The sequence below is a fragment of the Enterobacter sp. BNK-29 genome, assembly GCF_048684785.1.
Classification (GTDB): Bacteria; Pseudomonadota; Gammaproteobacteria; order Enterobacterales; family Enterobacteriaceae; genus Enterobacter; species Enterobacter cloacae_M.
Map to the genome: position 1 here is coordinate 3759470 of NZ_JBLQTU010000001.1, position 20719 is coordinate 3780188.

The 20719-nt window shown below is 54.7% G+C and carries 23 protein-coding genes; 21 read left to right on the forward strand and 2 right to left on the reverse strand.

Going from position 1 to position 20719, the window contains the following annotated elements; all coding sequences use genetic code 11:
* Positions 1-48 precede the first annotated feature (48 nt).
* The 20 genes from plsX to ACMGGX_RS18045 all read left to right on the forward strand — a co-directional run bounded on the left by plsX (position 49) and on the right by ACMGGX_RS18045 (position 17917).
* Positions 49-1083, forward strand: coding sequence for a phosphate acyltransferase PlsX (gene plsX / locus ACMGGX_RS17950; protein WP_059290957.1), 1035 nt, complete (start codon positions 49-51; stop codon positions 1081-1083).
* 6 nt (positions 1084-1089) lie between these two features.
* Positions 1090-2043 carry a beta-ketoacyl-ACP synthase III gene (locus ACMGGX_RS17955; protein WP_023311150.1) on the forward strand — a complete coding sequence of 318 codons (954 nt, stop codon included), beginning with the start codon at positions 1090-1092 and terminating at the stop codon, positions 2041-2043.
* 15 nt (positions 2044-2058) lie between these two features.
* Positions 2059-2988: an ACP S-malonyltransferase gene (gene fabD, locus ACMGGX_RS17960; protein WP_348560906.1), complete on the forward strand. Its 930-nt coding sequence runs from the start codon at positions 2059-2061 to the stop codon at positions 2986-2988.
* A 12-nt stretch (positions 2989-3000) separates the two neighbouring features.
* Entirely contained in the window at positions 3001-3735 is a 735-nt protein-coding gene (fabG, locus tag ACMGGX_RS17965) for a 3-oxoacyl-ACP reductase FabG (RefSeq protein ID WP_008500795.1), read from the forward strand.
* Positions 3736-3889: 154 nt separating this feature from the next.
* On the forward strand, positions 3890-4126 hold the full coding sequence (gene acpP / locus ACMGGX_RS17970) for an acyl carrier protein (protein WP_003857954.1): 237 nt from the start codon (positions 3890-3892) through the stop codon (positions 4124-4126).
* Between the two features lie 91 nt (positions 4127-4217).
* Positions 4218-5459 (forward strand): beta-ketoacyl-ACP synthase II, encoded by a 1242-nt coding sequence (gene fabF / locus ACMGGX_RS17975; RefSeq protein WP_023335279.1) that lies wholly within the window; start codon positions 4218-4220, stop codon positions 5457-5459.
* Positions 5460-5579: 120 nt separating this feature from the next.
* Positions 5580-6389 (forward strand): aminodeoxychorismate lyase, encoded by an 810-nt coding sequence (pabC, locus tag ACMGGX_RS17980; protein ID WP_348560907.1) that lies wholly within the window; start codon positions 5580-5582, stop codon positions 6387-6389.
* 2 nt (positions 6390-6391) lie between these two features.
* Entirely contained in the window at positions 6392-7414 is a 1023-nt protein-coding gene (gene yceG, locus ACMGGX_RS17985; protein WP_420298682.1) for a cell division protein YceG, read from the forward strand.
* A complete protein-coding gene (gene tmk, locus ACMGGX_RS17990; protein ID WP_181594831.1) occupies positions 7404-8045 on the forward strand; it encodes a dTMP kinase in 642 nt (213 codons plus the stop codon). The genes yceG and tmk overlap by 11 nt, the downstream gene beginning before the upstream one ends.
* Positions 8042-9046, forward strand: a complete 1005-nt coding sequence (gene holB / locus ACMGGX_RS17995) for a DNA polymerase III subunit delta' (protein ID WP_348560908.1) — start codon at positions 8042-8044, stop codon at positions 9044-9046. The genes tmk and holB overlap by 4 nt, the downstream gene beginning before the upstream one ends.
* A 10-nt stretch (positions 9047-9056) precedes the next feature.
* Complete coding sequence (locus ACMGGX_RS18000; protein ID WP_029739870.1) at positions 9057-9851, forward strand: metal-dependent hydrolase; 795 nt, start codon at positions 9057-9059, stop codon at positions 9849-9851.
* A 297-nt stretch (positions 9852-10148) separates the two neighbouring features.
* A complete protein-coding gene (gene ptsG / locus ACMGGX_RS18005; protein ID WP_023311158.1) occupies positions 10149-11582 on the forward strand; it encodes a PTS glucose transporter subunit IIBC in 1434 nt (477 codons plus the stop codon).
* Between the two features lie 247 nt (positions 11583-11829).
* On the forward strand, positions 11830-12189 hold the full coding sequence (hinT, locus tag ACMGGX_RS18010; protein ID WP_006809243.1) for a purine nucleoside phosphoramidase: 360 nt from the start codon (positions 11830-11832) through the stop codon (positions 12187-12189).
* Position 12190: 1 nt separating this feature from the next.
* Positions 12191-12565, forward strand: coding sequence for a YcfL family protein (locus tag ACMGGX_RS18015; protein ID WP_023311159.1), 375 nt, complete (start codon positions 12191-12193; stop codon positions 12563-12565).
* A 10-nt stretch (positions 12566-12575) separates the two neighbouring features.
* Positions 12576-13223: a penicillin-binding protein activator LpoB gene (lpoB, locus tag ACMGGX_RS18020; RefSeq protein WP_023311160.1), complete on the forward strand. Its 648-nt coding sequence runs from the start codon at positions 12576-12578 to the stop codon at positions 13221-13223.
* Positions 13204-14028 carry a thiamine kinase gene (gene thiK, locus ACMGGX_RS18025; protein ID WP_420298683.1) on the forward strand — a complete coding sequence of 275 codons (825 nt, stop codon included), beginning with the start codon at positions 13204-13206 and terminating at the stop codon, positions 14026-14028. Before lpoB ends, thiK begins: the two co-directional genes overlap by 20 nt.
* An 11-nt stretch (positions 14029-14039) precedes the next feature.
* Positions 14040-15065: a beta-N-acetylhexosaminidase gene (nagZ, locus tag ACMGGX_RS18030; RefSeq protein WP_420298766.1), complete on the forward strand. Its 1026-nt coding sequence runs from the start codon at positions 14040-14042 to the stop codon at positions 15063-15065.
* Between the two features lie 34 nt (positions 15066-15099).
* Positions 15100-15642, forward strand: coding sequence for an alpha/beta hydrolase YcfP (ycfP, locus tag ACMGGX_RS18035; protein WP_008500781.1), 543 nt, complete (start codon positions 15100-15102; stop codon positions 15640-15642).
* Between the two features lie 237 nt (positions 15643-15879).
* On the forward strand, positions 15880-17184 hold the full coding sequence (locus tag ACMGGX_RS18040) for an NAD(P)/FAD-dependent oxidoreductase (protein WP_023335290.1): 1305 nt from the start codon (positions 15880-15882) through the stop codon (positions 17182-17184).
* A 193-nt stretch (positions 17185-17377) separates the two neighbouring features.
* Positions 17378-17917 (forward strand): glycine zipper 2TM domain-containing protein, encoded by a 540-nt coding sequence (locus ACMGGX_RS18045; RefSeq protein WP_008500779.1) that lies wholly within the window; start codon positions 17378-17380, stop codon positions 17915-17917.
* A gap of 59 nt (positions 17918-17976) precedes the next feature.
* On the opposite strand, the gene ACMGGX_RS18050 is transcribed toward ACMGGX_RS18045, so the two are convergent.
* On the reverse strand, positions 17977-18612 hold the full coding sequence (locus ACMGGX_RS18050) for a TetR/AcrR family transcriptional regulator (protein WP_029739866.1): 636 nt from the start codon (positions 18610-18612) through the stop codon (positions 17977-17979).
* 244 nt (positions 18613-18856) lie between these two features.
* On the opposite strand from ACMGGX_RS18050, the gene bhsA reads away from it, so the two are divergent.
* Positions 18857-19114, forward strand: a complete 258-nt coding sequence (gene bhsA / locus ACMGGX_RS18055; RefSeq protein ID WP_032639138.1) for a multiple stress resistance protein BhsA — start codon at positions 18857-18859, stop codon at positions 19112-19114.
* A gap of 75 nt (positions 19115-19189) precedes the next feature.
* Here bhsA and ldtC read toward each other — a convergent pair whose 3' ends face one another.
* A complete protein-coding gene (gene ldtC / locus ACMGGX_RS18060; protein WP_420298684.1) occupies positions 19190-20155 on the reverse strand; it encodes a L,D-transpeptidase LdtC in 966 nt (321 codons plus the stop codon).
* Between the last annotated feature and the right edge of the window lie 564 nt (positions 20156-20719).

Sequence of the window (20719 nt, forward strand, 5' to 3'; positions counted from 1 at the left end):
TTTCCCCGTGCAAACGGGGAATTTACCGAACCAGGCTGCGACGATACCTTGACACGTCTAACCCTGGCGTTAGATGTCATGGGGGGAGATTTTGGCCCTTCCGTGACAGTGCCTGCAGCATTGCAGGCACTGAATTCTAATTCGCAACTCACACTTCTTTTAGTCGGCAATCCCGACACAATCACGCCATTACTCGCAAAAGCTGACTTTGAACAACGTTCGCGTCTGCAGATTATTCCTGCGCAGTCAGTTATTGCCAGTGATGCCCGACCCTCGCAGGCCATTCGCAATAGTCGTGGCAGCTCTATGCGGATAGCGCTGGAGCTGGTGAAAGAAGGGCGAGCTCAGGCTTGCGTCAGTGCGGGTAATACCGGCGCGCTGATGGGCCTCTCGAAATTGCTGCTCAAGCCTATTGAAGGTATTGAGCGTCCGGCGCTGGTGACGGTGTTACCGCATCAGCAGAAGGGCAAGACGGTAGTGCTCGATTTGGGCGCTAACGTCGACTGTGATAGTACTATGCTGGCTCAGTTTGCCGTGATGGGATCGGTGCTGGCAGAAGAAGTCGTCGGGATCAACACTCCCCGTGTTGCGTTACTGAACATTGGTGAAGAAGAGACCAAAGGCCTGGACAGCATTCGCGAAGCGGCTGAATTGCTCAAACAGGTTCCCTCCATCAACTATATTGGTTATCTCGAAGCCAATGAGTTGTTGACGGGTAAAACGGATGTTCTGGTGTGCGATGGCTTCACCGGAAACGTCACGTTGAAGACCATGGAAGGGGTTGTGCGCATGTTTCTTTCTCTGCTGAAATCTCAGGGAGAAGGTAAAAAAAGTGCCTGGTGGCTAATTTTATTGAAGCGTTGGTTACAAAAGAGCCTGACGCGGCGATTCAGTCACCTCAACCCCGACCAGTATAATGGCGCCTGTCTGTTAGGATTGCGCGGCATCGTGATTAAGAGTCATGGCGCCGCCAATCAGCGAGCATTTGCTGTCGCGATTGAACAGGCAGTGCAGGCGGTGCAGCGACAAGTCCCTCAGCGGATTGCCGCTCGCCTGGAATCTGTATTAGCTAAAAGTGACTGAGCGTACATGTATACGAAGATTTTAGGTACCGGCAGCTACCTGCCAAAACAAGTGCGTACCAACGCCGATCTGGAAAAAATGGTAGATACGTCTGACGAGTGGATTGTCACGCGCACAGGTATCCGTGAACGTCGTATTGCCGCGCCAGACGAAACCGTGTCGACCATGGGTTACGAAGCCGCACAGCGTGCTATCGAAATGGCGGGCATTGATAAAGAACAGATTGGTTTGATCGTGGTCGCCACGACGTCTGCCACACATGCTTTCCCAAGCGCGGCATGCCAGGTGCAGAACATGCTCGGCATTAAAGGCTGTCCGGCGTTTGACGTCGCTGCCGCGTGCGCGGGCTTCACCTATGCGCTGAGCGTCGCCGATCAGTACGTTAAATCCGGTGCCGTTAAATATGCGCTGGTGATCGGTGCTGACGTGCTGGCGCGTACCTGCGATCCAACCGATCGTGGAACGATCATTATTTTTGGTGATGGTGCGGGTGCGGTGCTGCTGGGGCAGTCCGAAGAGCCGGGTATCATCTCTACGCATCTGCATGCTGATGGCAGCTATGGTGAACTGTTGACCCTGCCTAACGCCGATCGCGTTAATCCGGACAACTCGATTTACCTGACTATGGCAGGGAACGAGGTGTTCAAGGTGGCGGTAACCGAGCTTGCACACATCGTTGATGAAACGCTGGAAGCGAATAACCTTGAGCGTACCGCGCTCGACTGGCTGGTGCCGCATCAGGCGAACCTGCGTATCATCAGCGCGACCGCGAAAAAGCTGGGCATGTCGATGGATAACGTTGTGGTGACGCTGGATCGTCACGGCAACACCTCTGCGGCGTCGGTACCGTGCGCATTTGATGAAGCGGTACGCGATGGACGAATCAAACGGGGCCAGCTGGTCTTGCTTGAAGCCTTCGGTGGCGGGTTCACCTGGGGTTCCGCGCTGGTTCGTTTCTAGTATAAGGAATAAAAAATGACGCAATTTGCTTTTGTGTTCCCGGGCCAGGGCTCTCAAACCGTTGGGATGTTGTCTGAAATGGCAGCAAACTACCCGGTAATTGAAGAGACTTTCCGTGAAGCTTCTGATGCACTGGGTTATGATTTATGGGCGCTGACCCAGCAGGGTCCGGCCGAAGAACTGAACAAAACCTGGCAGACCCAGCCAGCGCTGCTGACTGCGTCTGTTGCGCTGTGGCGCGCCTGGCAGCAGCAGGGCGGTAAAGCGCCAGCGCTGCTCGCGGGTCATAGCCTGGGTGAATACTCTGCGCTGGTGTGTGCCGGCGTGATTGCGTTTGCTGACGCGGTACGTCTGGTTGAACTGCGCGGTAAATTCATGCAGGAAGCGGTGCCGGAAGGCACGGGCGGCATGTCTGCCATCATCGGTCTGGATGATGCTGCAATTGCAAAAGCGTGTGAAGAATCTGCTGAAGGCCAGGTTGTCTCTCCGGTAAACTTCAACTCGCCGGGCCAGGTGGTTATTGCCGGTCATAAAGAAGCGGTTGAACGCGCGGGTGCGGCCTGTAAAGCAGCGGGTGCTAAGCGTGCGCTGCCACTGCCGGTCAGCGTGCCGTCTCACTGTGCGCTGATGAAGCCTGCTGCTGAGAAACTGGCGGTTGAGCTGGAAAAAATTACGTTTAACGCACCGACGATTTCCGTTGTGAACAATGTCGATGTGAAATGCGAAACCACGCCGGAAGCTATCCGTGACGCGCTGGTTCGTCAGCTCTACAGCCCGGTACAGTGGACCAAAACCGTTGAGTTTATGGCCGCTCAGGGCGTTGAGCACCTGTATGAAGTCGGCCCAGGTAAAGTCCTCACCGGTCTGACAAAACGTATTGTTGACACCCTGACAGCCTCGGCGATTAACGAGCCGGAAGCGATGTCAGCGGCACTCTCGCAATAAAAGAGGAATACCATGAGTTTTGAAGGAAAAATCGCCCTGGTCACTGGCGCAAGCCGCGGTATCGGGCGTGCAATTGCTGAAACACTGGTTGCGCGCGGCGCGAAGGTGATTGGTACAGCAACCAGCGAGAATGGCGCTCAGGCCATCAGCGAGTATCTGGGTGCAAACGGTAAGGGTCTGGTACTGAATGTGACCGAACCTGCATCTATTGAATCTGTTCTGGAAAATATTCGCGCAGAGTTTGGTGAAGTGGATATTCTGGTAAACAATGCCGGGATCACTCGCGATAACCTGTTAATGCGAATGAAAGACGACGAGTGGAACGATATCATCGAAACCAACCTGTCATCTGTATTCCGTCTGTCAAAAGCGGTAATGCGCGCTATGATGAAAAAGCGTCATGGTCGTATTATCACTGTCGGTTCTGTGGTTGGTACCATGGGAAATGCTGGTCAGGCTAACTACGCTGCGGCGAAAGCAGGTCTGATTGGTTTCAGTAAGTCGCTGGCGCGTGAAGTTGCGTCCCGCGGTATTACTGTAAACGTTGTTGCTCCGGGCTTTATTGAAACGGACATGACGCGTGCGCTGACTGATGAGCAGCGTGCGGGTACGCTGGCGGCAGTTCCGGCGGGTCGTCTTGGCGACCCTAAAGAAATCGCCAGCGCGGTTGCATTTTTAGCCTCTGACGAAGCGGGTTACATCACTGGTGAGACCCTCCACGTCAACGGCGGGATGTATATGGTTTAACCACGATGAAAAATATTTGCGTTATTAGGGCGAATGGCCTCAAAATAACGTAAAATCGTGGTACGAACTGCCGGGATTTAGTTGCAAATTTTTCAACATTTTATACACTACGAAAACCATCGCGAAAGCGAGTTTTGATAGGAAATTTAAGAGTATGAGCACTATCGAAGAACGCGTTAAGAAAATTATCGGCGAACAGCTGGGCGTTAAGCAGGAAGAAGTTGTGAACTCCGCTTCCTTCGTTGAAGACCTGGGCGCAGATTCTCTTGACACCGTTGAGCTGGTAATGGCTCTGGAAGAAGAGTTTGATACTGAGATTCCGGACGAAGAAGCTGAGAAGATCACCACCGTTCAGGCTGCCATTGATTACATCAACGGTCACCAGGCGTAAGTGAACATCTCCAGGCGGTCATTCGACCGCCTGAGTTTTATCTTTTTTATTCCCACGAATCTCTTTTTTTATCCCTCCCTGGAGGACAAACGTGTCTAAGCGTCGTGTAGTTGTGACCGGACTTGGCATGTTGTCTCCTGTCGGCAATACCGTAGAGTCCACCTGGAAAGCTCTCCTTGCCGGTCAGAGCGGCATCAGCCTAATCGACCATTTCGATACTAGCGCCTATGCAACGAAATTTGCTGGCTTAGTAAAGGATTTTAACTGTGAAGAGATCATCTCGCGCAAAGAACAGCGCAAGATGGATGCCTTCATTCAATATGGAATTGTCGCTGGCGTTCAGGCCATGCAGGATTCTGGCCTTGAGATTACGGAAGAGAACGCAACCCGTATCGGCGCCGCTATCGGCTCCGGGATTGGCGGTCTTGGCCTGATCGAGGAAAACCATACATCTCTGATGAATGGCGGCCCGCGTAAGATCAGCCCGTTCTTCGTTCCGTCCACGATTGTTAACATGGTGGCGGGTCATCTGACCATCATGTTTGGCCTGCGTGGGCCAAGCATTTCTATCGCGACAGCCTGTACGTCTGGCGTACATAACATCGGCCAGGCCGCGCGCATTATTGCGTACGGCGATGCAGATGCTATGGTTGCGGGCGGTGCTGAAAAAGCCAGTACCCCACTGGGTGTCGGCGGTTTCGGTGCGGCGCGTGCGCTGTCTACCCGCAATGATAACCCGCAGGCGGCGAGCCGTCCGTGGGATAAAGATCGTGACGGCTTCGTGCTGGGCGACGGGGCGGGCATGATCGTACTGGAAGAGTACGAGCACGCGAAAAAACGCGGCGCGAAAATTTATGCTGAAATCGTTGGTTTCGGCATGAGCAGCGATGCTTATCACATGACGTCTCCTCCTGAGAACGGCGCGGGTGCTGCGCTGGCGATGGAAAACGCGATTCGTGATGCGGGTATTACCCCAGCACAAATTGGCTACGTGAACGCGCACGGTACTTCTACACCTGCAGGCGATAAAGCGGAAGCTCAGGCGGTTAAGTCTATCTTCGGCGAATCTGCCAGCCGCGTAATGGTGAGCTCCACCAAGTCCATGACCGGTCACCTGTTGGGTGCGGCGGGTGCGGTAGAGTCAATCTACTCCATCCTTGCGCTGCGCGATCAGGCTGTTCCGCCAACCATCAACCTGGATAACCCGGATGAAGGTTGCGATCTGGACTTCGTTCCTCACGAAGCGCGTCAGGTTAGCGGTATGGAGTACACCCTGTGTAACTCCTTCGGCTTCGGCGGCACCAACGGCTCTCTGATCTTCAAAAAGATCTGATCCTGACGTCCCGATAGCATTTAAAAAGGTCCGCTTGCCGGGCCTTTTTTATTAAGCCTAATCTTCTTGTCGGCTGCATGACATCCTGCCAGACTAATTGCCCACGCATAAGGAGCCACCATGTTTTTAATCAATGGCCTTGAGCAGGACACGCTGCCTGCCAGCGACAGGGCGATACAGTTCGGTGATGGTTGCTTTACGACGGCGCGCATTCTGACCGGTGATGTCTGCCTGCTGGAGGCGCACATTCGACGCCTGCAGCATGGCTGTGAAAAGCTAATGATCCCCTTTACGCACTGGGACACGCTGCGTCAGGAAATGTGCCAGCTGGCAATCGGGAAGGACAGTGGCGTACTCAAAGTCATCATCAGCCGCGGCAGTGGTGGCCGGGGTTACAGCGCTGCATCGTGCCTCAACCCAACGCGTATCCTCTCCGTTTCTGCTTATCCCGCGCATTATTCTCGCTGGCGAGAAGACGGCGTCACGCTGACGCTGAGCCCAGTACGACTGGGACGAAACCCGATGCTGGCCGGGCTTAAGCATCTCAACCGCCTCGAGCAGGTGCTCATTCGTACTCATCTTGAACAGACGGACGCCGATGAGGCGCTGGTTCTTGACAGCGAAGGGTTCATTACGGAATGCTGTGCGGCTAATTTACTCTGGCGGCAGGGGGAAGAGGTGTTCACTCCGTCGCTGGAACACGCTGGCGTAAATGGGTTAATGCGTCAGTTTTGTCTGCAACAGTTGGCACGCTCTGGCTTTCGCGTTGTCGAAGTTAGCGCAGGAGAAGCCGCGCTACATACCGCCGATGAAGTCATCATCTGCAATGCGCTGATGCCTGTTGTACCCGTCCGTGCGTATGGCCAACAACGATGGTCTTCGCGCGAACTGTTTCAGTTTTTAGCCCCGATATGTGAGCAAACCAGATAGTCATGAAAAAAATGTTGCGCTTTGTCCTTATCCTCATCGTTGCGCTGGGCGTCGCTGGCGGAGCTGGCGTATGGAAAGTTCGCCAGCTGGCGAACAGCAAGATCCTGGTTAAAGACGAAACGATCTTTACCCTTAAAGCGGGAACCGGCCGTCAGGCGCTTGGGGAACAGCTCTATGGCGACAAGATTATTAATCGTCCACGGGTATTCCAGTGGCTATTGCGCGTGGAGCCTGAGCTGTCACATTTCAAAGCCGGCACCTATCGCTTTACGCCGGGAATGACCGTCAGAGAGATGCTGCAGCTGCTGGAAAGCGGCAAAGAAGCCCAGTTCCCTCTGCGGTTTGTGGAAGGGATGCGTCTGAGCGATTACCTCAAACAGCTGCGTGACGCACCGTATATCAAACATACCTTAAAAGACGATAGCTATCAGACGGTGGCAGAAGCGCTGAAGCTTGAACATCCGGAATGGGTGGAAGGCTGGTTCTGGCCAGACACCTGGATGTACACGGCAGGCACGACCGATGTGGCTATCCTGAAGCGGGCGCACAAAAAAATGGTTGCAGCCGTAGATGCCGCCTGGGAAGGGCGGATGGAAGGATTGCCTTACAGCGATCCGAACCAGTTCGTCACCATGGCCTCGATCATCGAGAAAGAGACGGCCGTCGCTGCTGAGCGCGATCGGGTGGCGTCAGTATTTATCAACCGTCTGCGCATCGGCATGCGTCTGCAAACCGACCCTACCGTAATCTACGGCATGGGCGAGAGCTACACTGGCAAGATATCAAGAAAAGATCTGGAGACGCCAACGGCGTATAATACCTACGTGATTAGCGGTTTACCGCCGGGCCCGATTGCCACGCCGAGCGAGGCGTCGCTTAAAGCCGCCGCGCATCCGGCTAAAACACCGTATCTCTATTTTGTGGCAGATGGAAAAGGGGGACATACCTTTAACACCAACCTTGTCAGCCATAATCGCTCTGTTCAGGACTATCTGAAGGCACTTAAGGAAAAAAATGCGCAGTAAATACATTGTCATTGAGGGACTCGAAGGGGCGGGTAAAACCACTGCCCGCAACGTGGTGGTGGATACGCTTAAAGCGCTTGGCGTGGCGGACATGGTATTTACCCGCGAGCCGGGCGGCACGCAGCTGGCTGAAAAGCTGCGCAGCCTGGTGCTGGATATCAAATCCGTCGGCGACGAAGTTATCACTGACAAGGCCGAAGTGCTGATGTTCTACGCGGCGCGCGTTCAGCTGGTTGAGACGGTGATCAAACCCGCCCTGGCCGAGGGCAAGTGGGTGATCGGCGACCGTCACGATCTGTCGACTCAGGCGTATCAGGGCGGAGGACGCGGCATCGACCAGACAATGCTCGCAACGCTGCGTAATGCCGTATTGGGTGATTTTCGCCCCGACCTGACGCTTTATCTGGATGTGACCCCGGAAGTGGGCCTCAAGCGTGCCCGCGCGCGCGGCGAGCTGGACCGCATTGAACAAGAGTCGTTTGATTTCTTTAACCGCACCCGCGCGCGCTATCTTGAGCTGGCCGCACAGGACAGCTCAATTTGTACCATCGATGCGACGCAGTCCCTGGACAACGTCACGCGCGACATTCAGCACACCATTACGCAGTGGGTGCAGGAGCAGCAGGCATGAAATGGTATCCATGGTTGCGCCCACACTTTGAACAGCTGATCGGCAGCTATCAGGCAGGTCGGGGGCATCATGCGTTACTGATTCAGGCATTGCCAGGGATGGGTGATGATGCGCTGATTTATGCCATCACCCGTTTTCTGATGTGTCAGCAGCAGGAAGGGCACAAGAGCTGTGGTAAATGCCGTGGCTGCCAGCTCATGCAGGCGGGGACGCATCCTGACTACTACACCCTTGAGCCTGAGAAGGGCAAAAGCGCGCTCGGTATTGATGCCGTGCGTGAAGTCAGTGAAAAATTGTATGAACATGCGCGACTGGGCGGCGCAAAAGTGGTCTGGCTTAAAGACGCCACGCTGCTTACCGAGGCGGCGGCTAACGCCCTGCTTAAAACCCTGGAAGAGCCGCCGGTTAAAACGTGGTTTTTCCTCTCATGCCGTGACCCGGGACGATTGCTGGCGACGTTGCGCAGCCGCTGTCGTCTTCATCACCTTGCAGTACCTCAGGAATCGTGGGCGCTGAGCTGGCTTGAACGGGAGGTGACAACGTCACCTGAGAGCGCGCTGTCCGCATTGCGCCTGAGCAGCGGCGCGCCCGCGGCGGCGCTGGCACTACTGCAGCCTGATGTCTGGTCAGAGCGAGAAACGCTCTGCCGGGCCCTGGATGCCTCACTGAACAGTCAGGACTGGCTAAGTTTACTGCCTGCGCTTAACAGCGATCGGGCCGTTGAGCGTCTGCACTGGCTGGCCTCCTTGCTGCTGGATGCGCTCAAAATCCAGCAGGGGGCAACGCTGCTGACTAACCCGGACGCGTGGCCACTGGTGAATACGCTGGCGAACCGGCTCTCAGGGACGGTTCTTCACGCGATGCTCCATGAAATTTGCCAGAGCCGTGAACAGCTTTTAACCGTGACGGGTCTTAATCGCGAGCTTTTACTGACCGACCAGTTACTGCGTATCGAACATTACCTGCAACCCGGCGTCACACCGCCAGTTTCCCATCTCTGAGAGAGACATTATGTTTTTAGTCGACTCACACTGCCATCTTGATGGCCTGGATTATCAATCCCTGCATAAAAACGTGGATGACGTGCTGGCAAAAGCCGCTGCCCGCGATGTGAAATTCTGTCTTGCGGTGGCGACCACGCTGCCGGGCTATCGCTCCATGCGTGAGCTGGTGGGCGTTCGCGATAACGTGGTGTTCTCCTGCGGCGTACATCCGTTGAATCAGGACGAGGCCTACGACGTTGAGGATCTGCGCCGACTGGCAGCCGAAGAGGGCGTGGTGGCGATGGGCGAGACCGGGCTGGACTATTTTTACACGCCGGAAACCAAACCGCGCCAGCAGGAGTCCTTCCGCAATCATATTCGCATTGGCCGGGAACTGAACAAGCCGGTTATCGTCCACACCCGCGATGCGCGTGCGGATACCCTGGCAATCCTCCGGGAAGAAAACGTGACGGATTGTGGTGGCGTACTACACTGTTTCACAGAAGACAGAGAAACGGCGGGGAAGCTGCTTGATTTGGGGTTTTATATCTCGTTTTCGGGGATCGTGACGTTCCGTAACGCTGAGCAGCTGCGTGATGCTGCGCGTTATGTTCCGCTCGATCGTATTCTGGTGGAGACGGATTCTCCGTACCTGGCACCGGTACCGCATCGCGGTAAAGAGAACCAGCCCGCTATGACGAGAGACGTGGCTGAGTACATGGCCGTACTGAAGGGCGTCAGCATCGATGAGCTGGCCCGCGTGACGACGGAAAACTTCTCCACGCTGTTCCATATCGACCCCGCCCGCCTGCAATCTGTCTGATACACCTGTTTTTTTTAGGCTCGTAATTAATAAGTAAAGCGAGTAAAGTTCACCGCCTCATTTGGGGCGGTGAGTGTGTATTTAGACACATCCGGACATGCTTTTTGTAAATAACTGAAAGTTTTTCGACCGCCTTAAGCTGAAACGTGATAGCCGTCAAACAAACTCAGAGGGAATTATTTTACTCTGTGTAATAAATAAAGGGCGCTTAGATGTCCTGTCCACGGCACGGTACTCCCCCCGGGCCAATGCGTGAAAGCGTAAAAAAAGCACAAATACTCAGGAGCACTCTCAATTATGTTTAAGAATGCATTTGCTAACCTGCAAAAGGTCGGTAAATCGCTGATGCTGCCAGTATCCGTACTGCCTATCGCAGGTATCCTGCTGGGTGTCGGTTCTGCTAACTTCAGCTGGCTGCCAGCCGTAGTGTCCCACGTGATGGCCGAAGCAGGCGGTTCTGTCTTTGCTAACATGCCACTGATCTTCGCGATCGGTGTGGCTCTGGGCTTCACCAATAACGACGGCGTTTCTGCGCTGGCTGCAGTGGTTGCCTACGGCATCATGGTGAAAACCATGGCTGTGGTTGCGCCGCTGGTTCTGCATTTACCGGCAGAAGAGATCGCCGCGAAACACCTGGCGGACACCGGTGTTCTGGGCGGTATCATCTCCGGTGCGATTGCAGCGTATATGTTTAACCGCTTCTATCGCATCAAGCTGCCTGAGTATCTGGGCTTCTTCGCGGGCAAGCGTTTCGTTCCGATCATCTCTGGTCTGGCAGCGATTTTCACTGGCGTGATCCTGTCCTTCATCTGGCCACCAATCGGCTCTGCTATCCAGACCTTCTCTCAGTGGGCTGCTTACCAGAACCCGGTTGTGGCGTTTGGTATCTACGGCTTCATCGAGCGTTGCCTGGTGCCATTCGGTCTGCACCACATCTGGAACGTTCCATTCCAGATGCAGATTGGTGAATTCACCAACGCAGCAGGCCAGGTATTCCACGGCGATATCCCACGTTATATGGCGGGCGACCCAACTGCAGGTAAACTGTCTGGTGGCTTCCTGTTCAAAATGTACGGTCTGCCGGCAGCGGCGATTGCTATCTGGCACTCTGCTAAGCCAGAGAACCGTGCAAAAGTGGGCGGTATCATGATCTCCGCAGCGCTGACCTCGTTCCTGACCGGTATCACCGAGCCGATCGAGTTCTCCTTCATGTTCGTTGCGCCGATCCTGTACGTTATCCACGCGATTTTGGCGGGCCTGGCGTTCCCAATCTGTATCCTGCTGGGTATGCGTGACGGTACGTCCTTCTCTCACGGTCTGATCGACTTTATCGTTCTGTCCGGTAACAGCAGCAAACTGTGGCTGTTCCCAATCGTGGGTGCGTGCTATGCCGTTGTTTACTACACCATCTTCCGCGTGCTGATTAAAGCACTGGACCTGAAAACTCCGGGTCGTGAAGATGCGACAGAAGACAGCAAAGCTGGCGCTACCAGCGAAATGGCTCCGGCACTGGTCGCAGCGTTCGGCGGTAAAGAGAACATCACTAACCTGGACGCGTGCATCACTCGTCTGCGTGTGAGCGTTGCCGACGTAGCGAAAGTAGACCAGCCGGGTCTGAAAAAACTGGGCGCAGCGGGCGTAGTTGTTGCAGGTTCTGGTGTACAGGCAATCTTCGGTACCAAATCCGATAACCTGAAAACCGAAATGGATGAGTACATCCGCAGCAACTAAGTTGTGACCTGGGGAGACTAAGGCAGCCGAATGGCTGCCTTTTTTATTTGTGTCTTAAAAAACGCCACTGAGACGCGAGAGCGGTCACTCTTCAGTCAGCTGATGAACATTCAGGAAAGAAATCGAGGGAGGAGGTTGAAAGGACAGGAGAAACTCGCTCATACTCTTGGATTGTGTCACACACCGATCCCGGGAGTGTGTTTACAGCGGACGCATTGCGCCAGATTAAACAAAAAAGGAAAAGGTCATGGCTGAAGAAACGATTTTCAGTAAAATTATCCGCCGCGAAATTCCGTCAGATATCGTCTATCAGGATGAACTGGTGACGGCTTTCCGGGACATTTCCCCTCAGGCCCCGACGCACATCCTTATCATTCCCAATATTCTGATTCCGACTGTAAACGACGTAAAAACCGAGCATGAAGTGGCGTTAGGTCGTATGCTGACGGTGGCTGCCAAAATCGCTGAACAGGAAGGGATTGCAGAAGACGGTTACCGTCTGATCATGAACTGCAACCGCCATGGTGGCCAGGAAGTTTATCATATTCACATGCATCTGCTGGGTGGTCGTCCTCTGGGGCCGATGCTGGCACATAAAGGTCTTTGACATGCTGAAAGGGCGTATTGCAGCGCTGGTAATGGCGATGATGATTGTGGGGTGCAGCTCGCGTCCGGCGATCCCCGTGAATGATGAACAGACGCTGGTCATGGAATCTTCCGTGCTTGCCGCGGGCATCACGGCGCAACAGCCCGCGTTGACCATCAGTGAAATCAACTCATCTGCCTCCTCTACGCTCTTTAATGAAAGACATGAACCCGTGACGGTCCACTACCGTTTTTTCTGGTATGACGTAAGAGGTCTTGAAATGCATCCGCTGGAGGCGCCGCGCAGCGTCACCATTCCGGCCAGGTCGTCGGTAACGCTCTATGGCAGCGCCAACTATCTGGGTGCACATAAGGTGAGACTTTATCTTTATCTCTGAGGGGTGAACCTTGATTAAAAATTTGAGCCGCTATGCGCTCGTGACAGCTTTCGCTCTGTTTCTTGCAGGGTGTGTGACCCGAACTGAACAGCCTGCGCCTGTGGAAGAGGCTAAACCGGGTACTGAACAGCCGACGCCGCCAACGCAGCAGCAGCCAACCGTGCCGTCTGTACCGTCTATTCCGGCGCAGCCAGGCCCGATTGAACATCCGGACCAGACGTCACAGCCCACGCCGCGCGTGCGCCATTACGACTGGAACGGGGCTATGCAGCCGATGGTAGGCAAAATGCTGCAGGCGCAGGGCGTGACGGCGGGCAGCGTGTTGCTGGTCGACAGCGTCAACAACCGTACCAACGGTTCGCTGAACGCGGGTGAAGCCACGGAAACCCTGCGCAATGCTCTGGCTAACAACGGCAAGTTTACGCTGGTCTCGGCTCAGCAGCTCGCGGTCGCCAAACAGCAGCTGGGCCTGTCGCCGCAGGATAGCCTCGGCACCCGCAGCAAGGCGATCGGCATTGCCCGTAACGTTGGCGCACAGTATGTGCTGTACTCTAACGCCACCGGTAACGTGAATACCCCAGCCCTGCAGATGCAGCTGATGCTGGTTCAGACAGGCGAAATTATCTGGTCAGGTAAAGGTGCGGTTACGCAACAATGACAGCACGCGTGAAGAGATTCTGACGCGCTATTTTCCTCAGTACCGCCTTATCGCGCCGCAGGCCCATTCCGGGCTTGGCGGCGCGAGTTGCATTATAGAGCAGGGCGAACGACGTCTGGTCTTGCGGCAAAATCACGACCCCGACGCGCCTGCCTCCCATTTCCGTCGTCAGTTTCGTGCCCTGAGACGTCTTCCGTCAGATCTCGTGCCTGCCCCTCGTTTTTTCAGACAGGGCTGGATGGCCGTGGACTATCTGGACGGTGAAGTTAAAAGCGCGCTGCCGGACACGCCGAAGCTTGCGGCGATGCTGTATCATCTGCACCAGCAGCCACGCCTGGGGTGGCGAACGACGTTATTCCCTCTGCTGGAACATTACTGGCAGCAAGCCCTGCCAGACAGGCGTACTCCAGTGTGGCTGGCACGTCTTAAGCGGCTGCGTAAAACGGGCGAGCCGCAGCCGATTCGGCTCGCGCCGTTGCATATGGATGTTCATGCCGGGAATATTGTTCATACGCCAGCGGGCATCAGGCTTATCGACTGGGAGTATGCCGGAGATGGCGATGTGGCGCTGGAGCTGGCGGCAGTCTGGACGGAAAGTGAAGCCGCGCGGCAGATGCTCATCAGGGAATACGCCCGGGTGGCACATATTGACCCCGATGCGCTGAGGCGTCAGGTCAGGCGCTGGCAGCCCTGGGTCGTCATGTTAATGGCTGGCTGGTTTGAAATGCGCTATCGGCAGTCCAGAGACAAACAATTTATTGCGCTGGCAGACGATGCCTGGCGTCAGTTACAAACTAAAGGATAAGAGAGGTGGATGTGGGTCCAGTCATGTTGGATGTAGAAGGGTTTGAGCTGGATGCGGAGGAGCGCGAAATTCTGGCGCATCCGCTGGTGGGTGGCCTGATCCTGTTTACCCGCAACTATCACGATCCGGCGCAGCTGCGTGAGCTGGTGCGTCAGATCCGCGCCGCGTCGCGCAATCATCTGGTGATGGCCGTCGATCAGGAAGGCGGGCGAGTGCAGCGTTTTCGCGACGGTTTTACCCGTCTCCCGGCAGCCCAGTCATTTGCCGCGCTGCTCGGCACGGAAGAGGGTGGAAAACTGGCGCAGGAGGCCGGCTGGCTGATGGCCAGCGAAATGATTGCCATGGATATCGACATCAGCTTTGCCCCGGTGCTGGATGTAGGGCATATCAGCGCTGCCATTGGCGAGCGTTCATACCATGAAGACCCTCGTATTGCGCTGGCAATGGCCACCCGGTTCATCGACGGCATGCACGACGCAGGCATGAAAACCACCGGGAAACACTTCCCGGGTCACGGGGCGGTGACGGCGGATTCTCACAAAGAGACCCCGCGCGATCCGCGTCCGGAAGCGGAGATTCGCGCCAAAGATATGTCGGTTTTCCAGTCGCTTATCACCGATAACAAGCTGGATGCCATTATGCCCGCGCACGTGATTTACAGCGACGTCGACCCGCGTCCTGCCAGCGGTTCTCCGCACTGGCTGAAAACCGTTCTGCGTCAGGAGCTGGGCTTCAACGGCGTGATTTTCTCTGACGATTTGTCGATGGAAGGGGCCGCGATCATGGGCAGCTACGCTGAACGCGGTCAGGCATCTCTGGATGCGGGTTGCGATATGATCCTGGTCTGCAATAATCGTAAAGGTGCCGTTAGCGTGCTGGATAACCTGTCGCCGATCAATGCAGAGCGTGTTACACAATTGTATCATAAAGGTTCATTTAGCCGTCAGGAGCTGATGGATTCGGCGCGCTGGAAGACGGTCAACGCCCGGCTTGAAGACCTGAATGAGCGCTGGCAGGCACATAAAGCCAGCCTGTAAACCCTCCCGGAAGGCGTAGCGTGGTGAGAAGACAATGATCATCTATTTACACGGTTTTGACTCAAACAGTCCTGGTAATCATGAGAAGGTGCTGCAGCTGCAGTTTATCGATCCGGATGTACGGTTGATCAGCTACAGCACGCGCCATCCGAAGCATGATATGCAGCATCTGCTCAAAGAGGTGGACAAGATGCTGCAGCTCAACGTCGACGATCGCCCGTTGATTTGCGGCGTGGGGCTGGGCGGCTACTGGGCGGAGCGGATTGGCTTCCTGTGCGACATTCGCCAGGTGGTGTTCAATCCTAATCTGTTCCCGAACGAGAACATGGAAGGCAAAATTGACCGCCCGGAAGAGTATGTCGATATTGCGACCAAGTGCGTGAGCAACTTCCGTGAGAAAAACCGCGACCGCTGCCTGGTGATCCTTTCGCGTAATGATGAAGCGCTCAACAGCCATCGGGCAGCAGAGCTCCTGCATCATTACTATGAGATCGTCTGGGACGAAGAACAGACCCACAAGTTCAAAAACATCTCTCCGCATCTGCAGCGTATCAAAGCGTTTAAAACGCTGGGTTAATCAATTACCCGATGCATCAAAGCCCGGCCGCGAAAGCGTACCGGGCTTTCTTTTTGTCCAGAATTGTCTACTTTTAAGCCATCAAAACTTGATGCATATCAATTTTGGTATGACCAATGCGCCTGACGTGGTATTCTCAATGCACCTGAATGGTTTCAGTGCTGTAACCTGTTGTTAATTAAGGGTTATTTTTATAACTTTTAATTAACAATTGGTTAATAATTTGAGGGGGTCACGTTGACTACGCCATTGAAAAAGATAGTGATTGTAGGCGGTGGTGCTGGCGGGCTGGAGCTGGCTACACAGCTGGGCAAGAAGCTGGGTCGCGGTAAAAAAGCCAAAATTACGCTGGTGGATCGTAACCACAGCCACCTGTGGAAACCGCTGCTGCACGAAGTGGCGACCGGTTCTCTGGATGAGGGCGTGGACGCGCTCAGCTATCTGGCGCACGCGCGCAACCATCATTTCCAGTTCCAGCTGGGCTCGGTGGTGGACATCAACCGTGAAAGCAAAACCATCACCCTGGCAGAGCTGCGCGATGAAAAAGGGGAGCTGCTGGTTCCCGAGCGTAAACTGGCGTACGACACGCTGGTCATGGCGCTGGGCAGTACCTCCAACGACTTCAACACGCCGGGCGTGAAAGAGCACTGTATCTTCCTCGATAACCCGCACCAGGCGCGTCGTTTCCATCAGGAAATGCTGAACCTATTCCTGAAGTACACCAGCAATATGGGTGCGAACGGTAAGGTTAATATCGCTATTGTCGGCGGCGGCGCGACGGGCGTTGAGCTGTCAGCGGAGCTGCACAATGCGGTGAAACAGCTGCACAGCTACGGCTACAAAGGGTTAACTAACGAAGCGCTGAACGTCACGCTGGTTGAAGCCGGTGAACGCATCCTGCCTGCGCTGCCTCCGCGTATTTCCGGTGCGGCGCACAATGAGCTCACCAAGTTGGGTGTGCGGGTGCTGACGCAGACCATGGTGACCAGCGCCGACGAAGGCGGCCTGCACACCAAAGACGGCGAGTATATCAAAGCGGATCTGATGGTCTGGGCGGCTGGTATCAAAGCGCCTGACTTTATGAAAGAGATCGGCGGTCTGGAAACCAACCGCATTAACCAGCTGGTAACCGAGCCAACGCTGCAAACCACGCGCGATCCTGAAATCTTTGCCATCGGTGACTGCGCCTCCTGCGCGCGTCCTGAAGGTGGATTCGTGCCGCCGCGCGCGCAGGCCGCTCACCAGATGGCAAGCCTGGTGCTGCACAACATTCTGGCGCAGTACAAAGGCAAGCCAATGAAAGCCTATGTCTACAAAGACCACGGTTCACTGGTGTCGCTGTCAAACTTCTCTACCGTCGGCAGCCTGATGGGCAACCTGATGCGCGGCTCAATGATGGTAGAAGGGCGCATTGCCCGCTTCGTGTATATCTCCCTGTACCGCATGCACCAGATTGCGCTGCACGGCTACTTCAAAACCGGGCTAATGATGCTGGTGGGCAGAATCAACCGCGTGATCCGTCCGCGTCTGAAGCTGCACTAATCTTTCACTCCCTCCGGGCCCTCCGGAGGGAGTTTTTAGCATTTCATGCTGTAGATCACAGTTTGACTGCTTAAGAGTTCTCCTAAATACAATATATCTCCTCTCAACGCCCCTTTTTTGATCCTTTATCTTATTGGCGAAGCCGTGCCTCCATTGCAAAATTGTTACCAATAGCAACAAAGGAGGAAGTCCCGTGAATAAATCAATGTTGGCGGGTATAGGGATTGGCGTCGCGGCTGCGTTAGGTGTGGCTGCCGTTGCCAGTCTCAACGTATTAGATCGCGGCCCGCAGTATGCACAGGTGGTTTCTGCTACACCGATTAAAGAAACCGTAAAAACCCCTCGTCAGGAGTGCCGCAACGTTTCCGTGACGCACCGTCGTCCGGTGCAGGATGAAAACCGCATCGCCGGTTCTGTTCTGGGTGCGGTAGCGGGTGGCGTGATTGGTCATCAGTTTGGCGGCGGCCGGGGTAAAGACGTAGCGACCGTGGTCGGCGCGCTGGGTGGCGGCTATGCCGGTAACCAGGTGCAGGGCGCGATGCAGGATAATGATACCTACACCACGACTCAGCAACGCTGCAAAACAGTCTATGACAAGTCGGAAAAAATGCTGGGCTATGACGTGACGTACAAAATTGGCGATCAGCAGGGCAAAATCCGCATGGATAAAGACCCGGGCACGCAAATTCCACTGGATGGAAACGGCCAGCTGGTTCTGAATAACAAAGTGTAAAAAAGATGTTCTCTGAATTTAGCTCCTCATGCGCTCAGGCTGAGGAGCTTTTTTTTGCTTCAGATTTTCAGTAGCTCAGGCCACAGCCGCAGCGTGGTTTCGCTAATATGCTGCAGTTTTTCCAGCGTGGCCCCTTCACGGGCGCTGATCGACATCCCCTGCAAAATACAGCTCAGGTATTGTGCCAGCAGCTGAGGGTTGCATTGCGCAGGGATTTCACCGCGCTGCTGGCGCTGAGCCAGAAAGGCGCTGAGCGTCTCCTCCTGCATGGCATGCCGTGACTTCACCGTATTAGCAATCTCTTTGGAGGACGCCGCAAGGGTGGCAGATGTGTTAATCATAAAGCAGCCCGCAGGCGTCTCTTTACTGGTAAAGCAGGTCGCGACGGCGGTGAAATAGTCGCGAAGCGCCTGTTCAACGCTTTTCTCTTCGCAGAACAGCTGGGCTTCGTGTTTCGCCGCAAAGCGCGAAATGTATCTGTCCAGCACCGCCCTGAACAGCCCCTCTTTATTGGTAAATTCGGCATACAGCGTCGGCGCTTTGGCTCCGGTGGCTTCTACCAGATCGGAAAGCGAGGTTGCTTCATACCCATGTTGCCAGAAGAGAGTCATGGCCTTATCAAGCGCTGCATCCCTGTCAAACACTTTTGGTCGGCCACGGCTTTTCTTCGCACAACTCGTGACATCGGTTGTCATTTGCCGTTGGTCCTCTGTTGGTTTGGTGAATGACCATTATAAAAATAAACGCAACCCACCACCAGTGCAGAATGCTTAAAAATAAATTAATCATATATGTATGAAAAATAACAATTTTAAAATTAAATTAACGCTCGTTATAAAATTATGTTGACGCGTGACCTGGATCACATTTATGATTTACCTATCGATCGTTAACTAAATGATTAACGACCTCCAAATTCATCTGCTAAAGGTAAACATCATGAAAAACGTAAAAACTCTCATCGCTGCCGCTGTTCTGAGTTCACTCTCTTTCGCAAGCTTTGCTGCTGTACAGGTGCAATCCACCCCTGCTGACCAGCATAAAGTTGGGACAATCTCTGCCTCTGCCGGTACTAACCTGAGTTCCCTGGAAGATCAGCTGGCACAAAAAGCGCAAGAGATGGGTGCAAAATCTTACCGCATCACCTCCGTGACCGGTCCTAACACCCTGCACGGCACTGCTGTCATCTACAAATAAGCCGGGCATAAACCCTCATTTATGCCACTGCAATAAAAAACGCCCTGCTCAGCAGGGCGTTTTTTTATTTCTGATTTACATCGACTGCTGGACGACATCGTGATGCCGGGTGACATCGGTCGGCATACCTGACCGGGCTTCCATCGCGCGCTCCATCACCACGCTGTTGGTATTGGCATTCGTTTTAAAGCTTACCATCGCGGCATTCAGGTTAATGGGCAGCGTCTGCGGATCGTCGCCAATGTTTTTCGATAACGGCTGATGGATCTCAACCAGCCGCACGCCGCCGGGCTCCTCTGAAACCTTAATCGGCGTATTGATAATATTCACTTTAGTTCCCGGCGTAACGACGTTAAACAGCGTTTTGATATCGTCATCGCGCAGACGAATACAGCCGGAGCTGACGCGCATGCCGATGCCAAAGTCCGCATTCGTTCCGTGCAGCAGGTAGACGCCGCCGTATGCCGCGAGGCGTATCGCGTGGTGCCCCATCGGGTTATCCGGACCAGCCGGCACCACGGCAGGAAGATCGATCCCCTGGGCCTTATAGCGGGCACGAATGTTGGCCGTCGGGGTCCAGGTTGGATTCGCGCGTTTATCCGAGACGGTGGTGACCATCGTTGGCGTCAGCGTGTCGCCGCCCAGCTGACCAATACCGATAGGGTAGACGGTGACTTCATTTTTACCCGGCGGGTAATAGTACAGGCGCAGCTCGGCGAGGTTTATCACCATCCCCTCGCGCGGGGCGTCCGGCAGGATAGTCTGTAACGGGATGGTCAGTACGCTGCCCGCGCGCGGGACATACGGGTCGACGCCGGGGTTAGCCTGCAGCAGGGCCAGAAAACCGACGTTATATTTTTTGGCAATCGCTTCCAGTGAACCACCATTATTTTCAACCACATGAAAGCGGTTTTCACCCACGACATTGCTGCCGGGAGGGGGAAGGAGCCAGGTGTTTGCCCGAGCGGGAAGCGCAACCGCGACGGTGGCTGCCAGCGCAAACAGGGTCATCCAGCGAGTAAAACGCGAAGAGGTCATCATCACCATAATCCATGTAAATGATAAGGTTATTGTTTTATAAGGCGTTAAACATAATTATGGCGAATGGGTATGTCGGGAAGATCGGGTGAAGTGCAAAGAGTTTGTAAATTGTCTCTCCGTAGCGCTGGGCTAACAGGGGAAGGGATCCCCATAAAATAATGCCTGTACGGACGCCCCCCTCTCCATTGAGGGAGAGGGCTGGGGTGAGGGGGAAGATACGGCTCTGGTGGTCATTCCGTTCACTTTATGTTCCTTGCTGCTCTGTAACGACATGACCTGTGAACGTGCCAGGGTGGCTCAATCGCCACCACCCTGGCGACCCGGGCTCCCGGCGGTAAATCGCCGCTACGCGGTACCTTCGGCTTATTCCTTCCGGCTTATCGGGGACGGGCGGAGGTAACATCCCTGTAAAGCCCGCCCTCTCGGCGCATCCCTGCGCCTCGCCCCGGCCTGCAGGAAACGCCTCAGCGATTTACAGCCGGACCAGGGTGTCGCTGTAAGCTGTTCATTTTCCGGAAGCAACTTTCATCGCTTCCGGTTAATAAACTACATGAAATTCCTCAG